This is a genomic window from Streptomyces sp. P9-2 (genome assembly GCF_051903975.1).
Classification (GTDB): Bacteria; Actinomycetota; Actinomycetes; order Streptomycetales; family Streptomycetaceae; genus Streptomyces; species Streptomyces cellulosae.
On the sequence record NZ_CP192633.1, the window covers coordinates 1,387,022 to 1,400,360 of the forward strand.

General features: G+C 70.5%; 11 protein-coding genes. 7 read left to right on the forward strand and 4 right to left on the reverse strand.

The window, feature by feature from the left end:
• Window positions 1–37: 37 nt before the first annotated feature.
• On the forward strand, window positions 38–403 hold the full coding sequence (locus ACQY0Z_RS06535; RefSeq protein WP_019525900.1) for a PH domain-containing protein: 366 nt from the start codon (window positions 38–40) through the stop codon (window positions 401–403).
• An 89-nt stretch (window positions 404–492) separates the two neighbouring features.
• Window positions 493–1,395: a hypothetical protein gene (locus ACQY0Z_RS06540; RefSeq protein WP_210635491.1), complete on the forward strand. Its 903-nt coding sequence runs from the start codon at window positions 493–495 to the stop codon at window positions 1,393–1,395.
• Window positions 1,396–1,464: 69 nt separating this feature from the next.
• Here the strand turns inward: ACQY0Z_RS06540 and aspS are convergent, their stop codons facing one another.
• Window positions 1,465–3,228 (reverse strand): aspartate--tRNA ligase, encoded by a 1,764-nt coding sequence (gene aspS / locus ACQY0Z_RS06545; protein WP_254587155.1) that lies wholly within the window; start codon window positions 3,226–3,228, stop codon window positions 1,465–1,467.
• A 179-nt stretch (window positions 3,229–3,407) separates the two neighbouring features.
• Between aspS and ACQY0Z_RS06550 the strand changes: the two genes are divergently transcribed.
• Entirely contained in the window at window positions 3,408–5,555 is a 2,148-nt protein-coding gene (locus ACQY0Z_RS06550) for a SpoIIE family protein phosphatase (RefSeq protein ID WP_439811956.1), read from the forward strand.
• Window positions 5,556–5,595: 40 nt separating this feature from the next.
• Here the strand turns inward: ACQY0Z_RS06550 and ACQY0Z_RS06555 are convergent, their stop codons facing one another.
• Window positions 5,596–6,576, reverse strand: coding sequence for a pirin family protein (locus ACQY0Z_RS06555; protein WP_347225598.1), 981 nt, complete (start codon window positions 6,574–6,576; stop codon window positions 5,596–5,598).
• A gap of 117 nt (window positions 6,577–6,693) precedes the next feature.
• The gene (locus ACQY0Z_RS06560) at window positions 6,694–7,158 is read right to left on the reverse strand and encodes an SseB family protein (RefSeq protein ID WP_019525905.1); all 465 of its coding nucleotides are present in this window, start codon (window positions 7,156–7,158) and stop codon (window positions 6,694–6,696) included.
• A 163-nt stretch (window positions 7,159–7,321) separates the two neighbouring features.
• Here ACQY0Z_RS06560 and ACQY0Z_RS06565 point away from each other — a divergent pair, with 163 nt between their 5' ends.
• The 3 genes from ACQY0Z_RS06565 (at window position 7,322) to ACQY0Z_RS06575 (ending at window position 10,904) form a co-directional block, all read left to right on the forward strand.
• Window positions 7,322–9,148 (forward strand): acyl-CoA dehydrogenase, encoded by a 1,827-nt coding sequence (locus ACQY0Z_RS06565; RefSeq protein WP_254587157.1) that lies wholly within the window; start codon window positions 7,322–7,324, stop codon window positions 9,146–9,148.
• A gap of 70 nt (window positions 9,149–9,218) precedes the next feature.
• Window positions 9,219–10,517, forward strand: a complete 1,299-nt coding sequence (locus ACQY0Z_RS06570; RefSeq protein ID WP_189896974.1) for a M18 family aminopeptidase — start codon at window positions 9,219–9,221, stop codon at window positions 10,515–10,517.
• A gap of 129 nt (window positions 10,518–10,646) precedes the next feature.
• A complete protein-coding gene (locus ACQY0Z_RS06575) occupies window positions 10,647–10,904 on the forward strand; it encodes a DUF6458 family protein (protein ID WP_189896976.1) in 258 nt (85 codons plus the stop codon).
• Window positions 10,905–10,939: 35 nt separating this feature from the next.
• Here the strand turns inward: ACQY0Z_RS06575 and ACQY0Z_RS06580 are convergent, their stop codons facing one another.
• Window positions 10,940–12,751 (reverse strand): thioredoxin-like domain-containing protein, encoded by a 1,812-nt coding sequence (locus tag ACQY0Z_RS06580; RefSeq protein WP_439811957.1) that lies wholly within the window; start codon window positions 12,749–12,751, stop codon window positions 10,940–10,942.
• A gap of 93 nt (window positions 12,752–12,844) precedes the next feature.
• On the opposite strand from ACQY0Z_RS06580, the gene ACQY0Z_RS06585 reads away from it, so the two are divergent.
• Window positions 12,845–13,339 carry an LURP-one-related/scramblase family protein gene (locus ACQY0Z_RS06585; protein WP_189896980.1) on the forward strand — a complete coding sequence of 165 codons (495 nt, stop codon included), beginning with the start codon at window positions 12,845–12,847 and terminating at the stop codon, window positions 13,337–13,339.

Consider the following 13,339-nt stretch of genomic DNA (forward strand, 5'->3'; position numbering starts at 1 on the left):
CAAGGACGACCGACCACATGTGGGGGGACCACACACCATGGCACTCTTCGGCAACGCGCACACCGTCGACCCGGCCAAGGCCCAGCAGGACTACGCCCGGCTCCTGGGCCACGGCGAGCAGGTGCACGCGGCGTTCCTGCTGATACGCGACACGATCCTGTTCACGGACCGCCGCCTGATCCTCGTCGACAAGCAGGGCATCACCGGCAAGAAGACCGAGTACCACTCGATCCCGTACCGCAGCATCTCCCACTTCGCCGTGGAGACCGCGGGCCACTTCGACCTCGACGCCGAACTCAAGATCTGGATCTCCAGCTCCCCGACCCCGATCCAGAAGACCTTCACGAAGGGCGTCGACATCTACGAGGTCCAGGCCATCCTGACCCAGTTCGTCGCCCGCTGACCGGCGGGAACGTTCCTTCCACCCTCGAACGGGTGAACACGCCCGCACACCAGCCGACTCGGGACCATGAGCGCCCTACCGTGCCGCTCATGGTCACCGCCACACACGAGGCCTCCCACCGGCTCTTCCAGGAGCATCCGGAGGCCCTCGCCCCAGTCTTCGAGGCACTGGGGCTGCCGCCGCCCGCGAAGACGGACTTCCACGAGCTCTCTCCGGACACGACCGAGATCCGTCCGGTGGAGCGCCGCGCCGACACGGTCCTGATGTTCGAGCCCGACATGGGGGAGCACTTCGTCCTGGCCGTCGAGGCCCAGACGAAGAAGGATCCGGAGAAGGCGAGGAACTGGGCGTACTACGTCTCGTACCTGCGTGCCAAGTACGACCTGCCGGTCCTGCTGGTCGCCGTGTGCCGCGACCCTTCGACGGCCGCCTGGGCCATGGGCCCCTTCGAGTGCTCGGTCGGCCCCTGGACGACGCAGGTCACCCGGCCCTTCGTGCTGGGACCGCAAACGGTCCCGGAGGTCACCGACGAGGCGGTGGTGGCCCAGCAGCCGGCCCTCGCCGCCCTCTCGGCCATCGTGCACAGCCAGAGCAAGCGATCCGCGGCCATACTGGAAGCGGTCGCCCGCGGACTCGTGTCCTTCGAGCCGGACGTCACGAGGTACTGGTTCGAAGTCGTGGAAGTCGGGCTGGAGTCCACTTCGGCCAAGGCAAGTTGGAGGAAGTTGATGCAGAACGTCGTCACCCACTTCCCGGGACACGGAACGCTCTTCGAGGAGAAGTACCTCGAGGGAAGAGCGGAAGGGAAGGCGGAAGGCAAGGCAGAAGCCATCCTGCACGCGCTGAGGGTGCGTGGGATCGCCGTCTCGGACGAGGTGCGTGAGCGCATCACCACCTGCACCGACCTCGACACCCTCACCACCTGGTTCGACCGCTCCCTGACGGTCTCCAGGGCCGAGGACCTCTTCGCCGACGAGACGCCTGCACCCTGAGGTGCCCTCGGCGGCAACAGGGAAGGGCCCGGAACCGACCAGGTTCCGGGCCCTTCCCTCAGTCACGGACTACTTCGGCTGCGGCTTCCGCACCGACAGGTGCAGTTCCTTCAGCCGGGCCTCCTCCAGCTCCGTCGGGGCGCCCATCATCAGGTCCTGGGCGTTGCCGTTGAGCGGGAAGGCGATCGTCTCGCGGATGTTCGGCTCGTCGGCGAGGAGCATCACGATGCGGTCCACGCCGGGGGCGATGCCGCCGTGCGGCGGGGCGCCGAAGCGGAACGCGCGCAGCATGCCGGCGAACTTCTCCTCGACCGTCTCGCGGTCGTAGCCCGCGATCTCGAACGCCTTGAGCATGATGTCCGGCTCGTGGTTCCGGATCGCGCCCGAGGACAGCTCGACGCCGTTGCAGACGATGTCGTACTGCCAGCCCAGGATGTCCAGCGGGTCCTGGGTCTCCAGGGCCTCCAGGCCGCCCTGCGGCATCGAGAAGGGGTTGTGCGAGAAGTCGATCTTCCCGGTCTCCTCGTCCTTCTCGTACATCGGGAAGTCGACGATCCAGCAGAAGCGGAAGACGTTCTCCTCGAAGTGGCCGGCGCGCTTGGCGGCCTCGACCCGCACCGCGCCCATGATCTTCGAGACCTCGTCGAACTCACCGGCACCGAAGAACACCGCGTGGCCCGGGGCCAGCGCCAGCCGCTTGGTCAGCTCCGCGACGTTCTCCTCGGTGAGGAACTTCGCGATCGGGCCGGTCAGCGAGCCGTCCTCGCCGACGCGCACCCACGCCAGGCCCTTCGCGCCCTGGGAGACCGCGTAGTCGCCGAGCTGGTCGAAGAACTTGCGGGGCTGGCCGGAGACGTCCGGCACCGGCAGCGCACGCACGTGCTTGCCGGCGAACGCCTTGAACTCCGAGCCCTCGAAGATGTCGGTGATGTCGACGAGCTCCAGCTGGGCGCGCAGGTCCGGCTTGTCGGAGCCGTACTTCAGCATCGCCTCGCGGAACGGGATCCGCGGGAACGGCGATGTGACGTGGCGGCCGTTGCCGAACTCCTCGAACAGCTCGGTCATGAGCTTCTCGATCGGCTGGAAGACGTCCTCCTGCTCGACGAAGCTCATCTCGACGTCGAGCTGGTAGAACTCGCCCGGGGAACGGTCCGCGCGGGCGTCCTCGTCACGGAAGCAGGGCGCGATCTGGAAGTAGCGGTCGAAGCCCGAGATCATCAGCAGTTGCTTGAACTGCTGCGGCGCCTGCGGCAGCGCGTAGAACTTGCCGGGGTGCAGCCGGGACGGGACCACGAAGTCGCGCGCGCCCTCGGGGGAGGTCGCGGACAGGATCGGCGTGGTCATCTCGTTGAAGCCCAGGGCGGTCATCTTGTGGCGGATCGCCGAGATGACCTGCGTGCGCAGCATGATGTTGCGGTGCATGCGCTCGCGGCGCAGGTCGAGGAAGCGGTACTCCAGGCGCCGCTCCTCGTTGACACCGTCCTCGGTGTTGATGGTGAAGGGCAGCGGGGCCGCCTCGCCCAGCACCTCGACCTCGGAGACCTCGACCTCGATCTCACCGGTCGGCAGGTCGGGGTTCACGTTCTCCGTACCGCGCGAGACGACCTTGCCGTCGACGCGGACCACGGTCTCCTTGGAGAGCTTGTCGAGCGCCTCGTACGCCGCGGTGCCCGGACGGGCCACCAGCTGGGTGATCCCGTAGTGATCGCGCAGATCGATGAAGAGGATGCCGCCCAGGTCGCGCCGATTGTGCAGCCAGCCACTCAGCCGGACGTCGGTGCCGACGTCAGAGGCGCGGAGCTCGCCGCAGGTGTGGGACCTGTACCGATGCATCGTCGTTCATCCAGCCTTCGCGGATCGGGGTCGTTGTTTCACGTGAAACTCCCCCCAAGCCTACCGGCCAGGCCAAGATCGCTGCTCCGCCCTTTTCCGGGCGTCGAACCCGCGCTCCCCCGGGGGTCCGGAAACGACATGGGTGGAAGTTTTCAGGAGCATCTTCATAAAGTGGTGCAATGCGCACTGGTGAGCCCCTGCCCGCCCTGGGGGACGTCCTCGCCGCCCTCGGAACCGGCGTGTGGCACTGGGACACCGCATCCGGAGAGGTCACGGTCGATGCCGTCGCAGCAGGGCTGCTCGGGCTGCCCGAGGAGCCGGCCACCCTCACGGAGGCCCAGGTCCGCTCCCGCTTCCACCCCGTCGACTGGAACGAGATCACCGGGATCATCCAGCTGGCCGTCGCCGAGGGCACCCTCGCCGAGGTGCGCATCCGGATCATGGACGACCAGAACAACGTCGTCCGCGTCGTCCGCAGCCGCTCCAAGCCGATCTACGACCCCGAGCGCAAGGCGTACGTCCTGACCGGGACCCTCCAGGAGGTGACCGAGCCGGCGCCGGGCACACCCGCCGCGCGCAGCGCGGTCACCGGCGACTGGCGGCGCTCCCGTGAGGCGTTCCTGCTGGACGCCGGCCGCGCGCTGGCGGAGGCGCGCTCCACGCAGGAGGTGCTGCGGGTCGCCGCGAACCTGTCCATGCCGGGGTTCACCCCGGACGGCCTGGCCGTGTTCGGCGTGGAGGGCGACCGGCTCACGATCATCGGCCACCACGGGCACGAGCCCGGCGCCGACAGCCCCTTCTACATGCCGCTCGACACGGACTACCCGGCCGCCGAGGTGGTGCGCACCGGCCGCGCGGTCTACCTCTCCTCCCCCGAGGAGTACAAGGCGCGCTACCCGCTCACCTGGCCGCTCGCCCAGCGTTTCGGCCGCCAGTCCTGGGCCTTCCTCCCGCTGACCGCCTCAGGACACACCATGGGCGCCTGGCTGGCCGCCTTCGCCTACCCGGTCGCCTTCACGCCCGACGAGCGGTCCGTGCTCACCACGGTCGCCCGGATGCTCGCCCAGGCGCTGTCCCGCGCGGGCACCGCGGAGACCGAGAAGGAGCTCACCGAGGACCTCCAGCGCACGATGATGCCCAAGCTCGGCCCGGGCATCCCGGGCATGGACGTCACCGCCCGCTACGTCCCGACCGGCGGCGGCCTCCAGGTCGGCGGCGACTGGTACGACGTGATCCCGCTGCCCGGGGGCGCCTCGGGGACGACGGCGTCCGGGGCAGGACGGTTCGCGCTGGTCATCGGGGACGTGCAGGGGCACGACGTACGGGCGGCGGGGCTGATGGGCCAGCTGCGGATAGCCCTGCGGGCGTACGCCTCGGAGGGGCACCGGCCGGACGCCGTGCTGTCCCGCGCCTCCCGCTTCCTGCACGGCATCGGCGAGGACCCGGCCGAGCTACGCTTCGCGACCTGCCTGTACGCCGAGGTCGACCCGGCGACGGGCGTGCTGGAGGTGGCCCGCGCCGGACATCCCGAGCCGGTGATCCGGATGGCCGACGGGACGGTGCTGACCCGGCCGACGGAGGGCGGACTGCCGCTGGGCATCGACCCGGACGCCGACTACCCGACCACCCGGCTGATCCTGGAGCCCGGCGAGACCCTGCTGATCTGCACGGACGGACTGATCGAGACCGGCGGGCACGACCTGGACACCGGCTGGCAGCGGCTGCGGGAGATCCTGGAGCGGCACACCGGCACCCAGGAGGAGCTGGCCGACGCGCTGGTGCAGGCGGTGCACGGCCCCTCCTCGCACCACACCACCGGACCGCTGGCCGACCGCCGCGAGGACGACATAGCCCTGCTGCTGCTCACCCGGCAGGGCACCGACTGCGGCTGCGGCGCGGACGACACGGCGCCGCCCCCGGTGCGCCGCACGGCGCTCACCGTGGCGCAGGCCGAGCCGGAGCGCGTGTCCGTCGCCCGGCAGCAGCTGCGGGAGCTGCTGCACGACTGGAACGCGCCGGACCAGGTGGACACGGCGGTGCTGCTGCTGTCGGAGATGCTCACCAACGTGCTGGTGCACACCGACTCCGACGCGCTGCTGCTCGCCGAGGTCACGGACGGCGGCGACGGCCGGCGTATCCGGATCGAGGTCACCGACACCGGCGACGACCTCCCGCACCCGCGCCGCCCGGGCGAGCTGGCCTCCTCGGGCCGCGGTCTGCTGCTGATCGAGCTTCTCGCCCACACCTGGGGCGTCGCCCCGCGCGGCCGCGGCAAGAGCATCTGGTTCGAGCTCTACGAGCCGAAGAACGGCGACGGCCACGGGTGACCGGGGCCGTCGCCGTGACGTCTTCCGTCCGGACTCGGACTCAGTCCTGGCCCGGGCCCTTCTCCGTCATGCCGTGCACCGCGGGGACCGTGCCGAGGCGGCCCTTCTGGAAGTCCTCGAAGGCCTGCATCAGCTCCTCCTTGGTGTTCATCACGAACGGCCCGTAGTGCGCCATCGGCTCACGGATGGGCCGGCCGCCGAGCAGCACGACCTCCAGGTCCGGCGTGTGCGAGTCCTGCTTCTCGTCCGCTCGGACGGTCAGCGAGCCGCCGGCGCCGAACACCGCGGTCTGGCCGAGGTGGATCGGACGCCGCTCCGCGCCCACCGCGCCGCGCCCGGCCATGACGTACGCCAGGCCGTTGAAGTCCTCCCGCCAGGGCAGGGTGACCTCGGCGCCCGGGGCGAGCGTGGCGTGGATCATCGTGATCGGCGTGTGCGTGATGCCCGGGCCCTCGTGACCGCCGAGCTCGCCGGCGATGACGCGGAGCAGCGCGCCGCCGTCCGGGGAGGTGAGCAGCTGGACGCTGCCGCTGCGGATGTCCTGGTAGCGGGGCGCCATCATCTTGTCCTTGGCGGGGAGGTTCACCCACAGCTGGAGGCCGTGGAACAGCCCTCCGGACATCACCAGGTGCTCCGGCGGCGCCTCGATGTGGAGCAGGCCGGCGCCGGCCGTCATCCACTGGGTGTCGCCGTTGGTGATGGTGCCGCCACCGCCGTTGGAGTCCTGGTGGTCGAAGATCCCGTCGATGATGTAGGTGACGGTCTCGAAACCGCGGTGGGGGTGCCAGGGGGTGCCCTTGGGCTCGCCCGGCGCGTACTCCACCTCACCCATCTGGTCCATCATGATGAACGGGTCGAGATGGCGGTAGTTGATTCCCGCGAACGCCCGGCGCACCGGGAAGCCCTCGCCCTCGAAACCGCCGGGAGCGGTCGTGACGGCCAGCACGGGACGTGCCACGGCGTCGGCGGGAGCGGTCACACGGGGCAGCGTCAACGGGTTCTCGACGGTCACTGCAGGCATCGGTACCTCCTCGGGTACGCCCACTTTAGTTGAGCGTTGAACTTCTTGCCACCTGGAACCGAGAAAGCCCGGAGGGAATTCCCTCCGGGCTCCTGACGGCGGTCACAGGGTCTGCGGTCAGCCGTACATACGGCGCATCGCGAACTCGACCATCTGCTCGACGGCCTTGGCGTCGAACACCATCCGGTGCTCGCCCTCCATGTCGAGGACGAAGCCGTAGCCGGTGGGCAGCAGGTCGATCACCTCGGCGCCGGTGATCACGAAGTACTTGGACTCCTTGCCCGCGTACCGCCGCAGCTCCTTGAGCGAGGTGAACATCGGGATCACGGGCTGCTGGGTGTTGTGCAGGGCGAGGAAGCCGGGGTTGTCGCCGCGCGGGCAGTAGACCTTGGACGTCGCGAAGATCTGCTGGAAGTCCTCCGCCGCCATCTGCCCCGTGGTGAACGCGCGCACGGCGTCGGCGAGCGAGGGTGCGGACGGTTCGGGATACGCCGGCGCCTGCTGCCCGTACCCGCCCGGCATCTGCTGCTGCGGCGGCACGTAACCCTGCTGGGTCCCCGCACTCTGGTCGTAGCCGTACATGGCCCACAGACTACTGACCCCGCGCGAGGGCTGGGTCACAGATGTCCGGATCGGGGTTGCTTCTTATTACCGACGGGTAGCATCATCGTAGCTACTTGTCGGTACGTGAATCAGTTGCGAGGAATCAGTCCCTCGCCGATCCCTCTCAAACGGAGCCGTCGCCATGGGGCACTACAAGTCGAATCTCCGCGACATCGAGTTCAACCTCTTCGAGGTACTCGGGCGCGACAAGCTGTACGGCACGGGCCCGTTCGAGGAGATGGACGTCGACACCGCGAAGAGCATCCTGGAGGAGCTGGCCCGCCTCTCCGAGAACGAGCTCGCGGAGTCCTTCGCCGACGCCGACCGCAACCCGCCGGTCTTCGACCCGGAGACCAACACCGCGCCGGTCCCCGCGTCCTTCAAGAAGAGCTACCAGGCCTTCATGGACTCCGAGTACTGGCGGCTCGGCCTGCCCGAGGAGATCGGCGGCACCACCGCGCCCCGCTCCCTCATCTGGGCCTACGCCGAGCTGATCCTGGGCGCCAACCCGGCCGTGTGGATGTACTCCTCGGGCCCCGCCTTCGCGGGCATCCTCTTCGAGGAGGGCAACGAGGTCCAGAAGCACATCGCGAAGATCGCCACGGAGAAGCAGTGGGGCTCCACGATGGTGCTCACCGAGCCGGACGCCGGCTCGGACGTCGGCGCCGGCCGCACCAAGGCCGTGCAGCAGGAGGACGGCTCCTGGCACATCGAGGGCGTGAAGCGCTTCATCACGTCCGGTGAGCACGACATGTCGGAGAACATCCTCCACTACGTGCTCGCCCGCCCCGAGGGCGCGGGACCCGGCACCAAGGGCCTGTCCCTCTTCCTCGTCCCGAAGTACCTCTTCGACTTCGAGACCGGCGAGCTGGGCGAGCGCAACGGCGTCTACGCCACGAACGTCGAGCACAAGATGGGCCTCAAGGCCTCCAACACCTGCGAGATGACGTTCGGCGACAAGCACCCCGCCAAGGGCTGGCTGATCGGCGACAAGCACGACGGCATCCGCCAGATGTTCCGCATCATCGAGTTCGCCCGCATGATGGTCGGCACGAAGGCGATCTCCACGCTGTCCACGGGCTACCTGAACGCGCTGGAGTACGCCAAGGAGCGCGTCCAGGGCCCCGACCTGGCGAACTTCATGGACAAGACCGCCCCCAAGGTCACCATCACCCACCACCCCGACGTCCGCCGTTCGCTGATGACGCAGAAGGCGTACGCGGAGGGCATGCGCGCCCTGGTGATGTACACCGCGTCCGTCCAGGACGCCATCCAGCTCAAGGAGGCGAACGGCGAGGACGCCTCCACCGAGCACGCGATGAACGACCTGCTCCTGCCGATCGTCAAGGGCTACGGCTCCGAGAAGGCCTACGAGCAGCTCGCCCAGTCGCTGCAGACCTTCGGCGGCTCCGGCTTCCTGCAGGAGTACCCGATCGAGCAGTACATCCGGGACTCCAAGATCGACACCCTCTACGAGGGCACCACCGCGATCCAGGGCCAGGACTTCTTCTTCCGGAAGATCGTCCGCAACCAGGGCGCCGCGCTGAACTCGCTCGCCGAGGACATCAAGAAGTTCCTCGCGGTCAACGAGGGCGGCGAGGAGCTGGCGGGCGCCCGCGAGCACCTGGCCAAGGCCGCCGTCGAGCTGGAGGCCATCGTCGGCCTGATGCTGACCGACCTCGCGGCCACCGAGAAGGACGTCAAGAACATCTACAAGGTGGGCCTCAACACCACCCGCCTGCTGATGGCCTCCGGTGACGTCGTCGTCGGCTACCTGCTGCTCAAGCACGCCGCGATCGCCGCCGAGAAGCTCCCGACGGCCTCCGCCAAGGACAAGGCGTTCTACACCGGCAAGATCGCGGCGGCGAAGTTCTTCGCGGCCAACGTCCTCCCGGGCGTCACCCTGGCCCGCAAGGTCGCCGAGGGCGTCGAGCTGGACCTGATGGAGCTGGACGAGGCGGCGTTCTAGTCGCTGCCCGCTCCGCGAGGGCCCGCTCCCGTACAGGGAGGCGGGCCCTCGCGCTCGTTAAGGTGAACCCATGAGCGAACCCCCCCGCTTCGACCGCGGCCACACCGACGACCTGATGTCCTTCCTCGCGGCGAGCCCCACGCCGTACCACGCCGTGGCGAACACCGCCGAGCGGCTGGAGAAGGCGGGCTTCAGGCAGGTCGCGGAGACGGACGCCTGGGACGGCACGGCAGGCGGCAAGTACGTGCTGCGCGGCGGCGCGATCGTCGCCTGGTACGTCCCCGAGGGGGCCGAGGCGCACACGCCGTTCCGGATCGTCGGCGCCCACACCGACTCCCCCAACCTGCGCGTCAAGCCGCGCCCCGACAGCGGGGCGCACGGCTGGCGCCAGGTGGCCGTGGAGATCTACGGCGGGCCCCTGCTCAACTCCTGGCTCGACCGCGACCTGGGCCTGGCCGGGCGGCTGTCCCTGCGCGACGGCACGACCCGCCTGGTGGACGTCGACCGGCCGCTGCTGCGGGTCCCCCAGCTCGCGATCCACCTGGACCGCGCGGTCAACTCCGACGGCCTCAAGCTCGACAAGCAGCGGCACATGCAGCCGGTGTGGGGTCTCGGCGAGGACGTCCGCGACGGCGACCTCGTCGCCTTCCTGGAGGAGACCGCGGGGCTGCCCGAGGGCTCGGTCACCGGCTGGGACCTGATGGTGCACCCCGTCGAGCCGCCCGCCTACCTGGGCCGCGACCGCGAGCTGGTCGCGGGCCCCCGCATGGACAACCTGCTGTCCGTGCACGCCGGCATGGCCGCCCTCGCCGCCGCGGCCGCACGCGGCTCCGACCTGTCGTACATCCCCGTGCTCGCCGCCTTCGACCACGAGGAGAACGGCTCCCAGTCCGACACCGGCGCGGACGGCCCGCTGCTCGGCAGCGTCCTGGAGCGCTCGGTGCACGCGCGCGGCGGCTCCCTGGAGGACCGCGCCCGCGCCCTCGCCGGGACCGTCTGCCTGTCCTCCGACACCGGCCACGCCGTGCACCCCAACTACGCGGAGCGGCACGACCCGACGCACCACCCGCGCGTCGACGGCGGCCCCATCCTCAAGGTGAACGTCAACAACCGCTACGCCACGGACGGTTCGGGGCGCGCGGTGTTCGCGGCGGCCTGCGAGAAGGCCGGGGTGCCCTTCCAGACGTTCGTCTCCAACAACGCGATGCCCTGCGGCACCACGATCGGCCCGATCACCGCGGCCCGCCACGGCATCAAGACGGTCGACATCGGTGTGGCGATCCTGTCGATGCACAGCGTCCGCGAACTGTGCGGCGCCAAGGACCCGTTCCTGCTGGCGAACGCGCTGACGGCTTTCCTGGAGGGCTAGTTCGGCCGCAGGCCCTGACGGGGCAGCCTCCTGAGCGGCGGTCAACTCCCGTGCGCTCCCCGGCGCATGGGAGCCGCCCCTCCGGGTACCCGGTGCGCACCGGAAACACCGGACAGGGAGGCGACACCTATGGGCCTCGGCGGATGCATCATCCTCATCGCCGTGGGAGCAATCCTCACGTTCGCGACCGACTGGGACATGCAGGGTGTCAACCTTGACCTGGTCGGCGTCATCTTCATGATCGTCGGACTGATCGGCGTCGCGACCTTCAGCAGCATCGCCCGGCGCCGGCGGGTCGTGGTACCCCCCGCCACCCCGGTGGTCGACGACCCGGCACGTCCGCACCACCACACCCGCGACGGCTACGGCGACGGGTACGGCGTCTGACCGGACGCCCGCCCCGCGCCGTCCGCCCCGGACGGCTACGGCAGTTCCAGGACCAGCCGGTCCGCGCCCCCCTCGACGGGACGCACGGGCAGCCGCCACTCACGGCGGTGCACATGGCAGGCCGGATGGGCCACGGCCGGGTCGGCGTCGCACGCGGCCGCCGTCGCCACGACATGCAGCACCCCCTGCCCCACGGCGGGGTCGGTCTCGAGGGCGCGGGAGAGGTCACTCCCCGCGCCCTCTCCGCCGCGCAGGAGCGCGGGCGGTGAGGCGGACACGAGCAGACGGGTCGCGGGACCGTCCCGCGTGTCGAGCTTCTGGCCGGGCGGGGGCTCGAAGGCCACCTCCAGGCGGACGGGGCCGACGGCGACCTCGGTGACGGGCCGCTCCGCCTCCCGCGGACCGCCGAGTACCTCCTGGGGCAGCCGCAGCCGGGTCAGCCGGTGCCGCGCCGACTCCACCACCACGACGTCCTCGCCGGCCACCACGGCCCCGCTGGGCTCCCGCAGATCGGCCGCCAGGGTGGTCACCTCGCCGGTGGCCGGGTCGTAGCGGCGCAGGGCGTTGTTGTACGTGTCGCAGACCGCCAGAGAGCCGTCGGGGAGCGCTGTCACCCCGAGCGGGTGCTGGAGCAGCGCCCGGTCCGCCGGACCGTCCTCGTACCCGAAGGCGAACAGCCCCGCGCCGACGGCCGTACGCACCTGTCCGTCCGTGTCGAGCAGGCGCAGCGCGGAGCTCTCCGAGTCGGCCACCCACAGCCCCTCCGGTGTCACCGCGAGCCCCGAGGGCTGCGCGAACAGGGCCTCCTTCGCCGGCGCGTCGACCAGCTGCTCCCCGCCCGTCCCGGCCTCACGGGCGACCATGCCGGCGGCGGGGTCGTAGGACCAGAGCTGGTGGATGCCGGCCATGGCGATCCACACCCGGTCCCGCCACCACACGACGTCCCAGGGCGAGGAGAGGCGCACGTCCCAGGCCGGGCCGTCCGTGGGGTCCCCGGGGCGCCAGGGGGAGCCGGTGCCGGCGAGGGTGGTGACCTCGCCCGATCCCGGGTCGAGGCGCCTCAGGGCGTGGTTGACGGTGTCGGCGACGGCCACGGCGCCGTCCGGGAGCAGGGCGAGCCCCTGCGGCTCCTGGAAGCGCGCCCGGCCGGGCGGGCCGTCCGCCAGGCCCCGCCCGCCGCTGCCGAACCGCCTGAGGACCGTCTCCCCGTCCTCCGCCAGCTCCACCACCTGGTGCCGGGTGGTGTCCGTGACGAGGAACGTCCCCGACGGCAGCCGCAGCACCTTGCCGGGGAAGCGCAGGACCGTCGGCTCCGGCTCCGGCGGCGCGTACGGGAGGTCGCCGCGCCGGAGGGTGCCCTTCGCCTCGTGCTCGGCCTCCAGCTCGGTCACCAGCCGCTCGATCTCGGACACGTGCCCCTCACCGGAGTACGTGGCCACGACGTACCCCTCCGGGTCGACGACCACCAGCGTCGGCCACGCCCGTACCGCGTACTGCGTCCACGTCGTCAGCTCGGGGTCGTCCAGCACGGGATGCGCGACCGCGTACCGCTCCACGGCGTCCGCCACCGCCGCGTGCTCCGCCTCGTGCGGGAACTTCGGCGAGTGCACGCCGATCACCACGAGCGTGTCCCGGTGCCGCTCCTCCAGCTCCCGCAGCTCGTCGACGACGTGCAGGCAGTTCACGCAGCAGAACGTCCAGAAGTCCAGCAGGACGATGCGCCCGCGCAGGCCGGTGAGGCTGTACGCGGCGCCGCCCGTGTTCAGCCAGCCGCCCTTCCCCGCGAGCTCGGGCGCCCGCACGCGTGCGGAGCGGCGGACGGGGGGAGCGGAGGCGGCGTCGTCCATACGTCCAGCGTGCCACCGGCGGACATGGGGCGGGCTCCGCCCGTCGGCCTAGTGGCGGCGTCGGACGGAGCCGGGCGGGGAACCCCTCGGCGCATGAGACTTCTCGTACGGGACCGGATCCTCGGCATCGGGGACGACTACTGGATCGAGGACGACCGCGGCAACAAGGTCTTCCTCGTCGACGGCAAGGCGATGCGGCTGCGGGACACCTTCGAGCTGAAGGACGCCGAGGGGCGTGTGCTCATCGACATCCACAAGAAGATGCTCGCGCTGCGGGACACCATGGTGATCGAGCGGGGCGGCGAGCCGCTCGCGACCGTGCGGCGCAAGCGGCTGTCGCTGCTGCGCAACCACTACCGGGTGACACTCGCGGACGGCAGCACCGAGCTGGACGTCAGCGGGCGGATCCTCGACCGGGAGTTCGCCGTCGAGTACGACGGCGAACTCCTCGCCGTGATCTCCCGCCGCTGGCACACCCTCCGCGACACCTACGGCGTCGACGTCGTCCGCGACGACGCCGACCCGGCGCTGCTGATCGCGGTGGCGGTGTGTGTGATCCATCTGGCGGAGAAGGAGCGGGAGGACTGA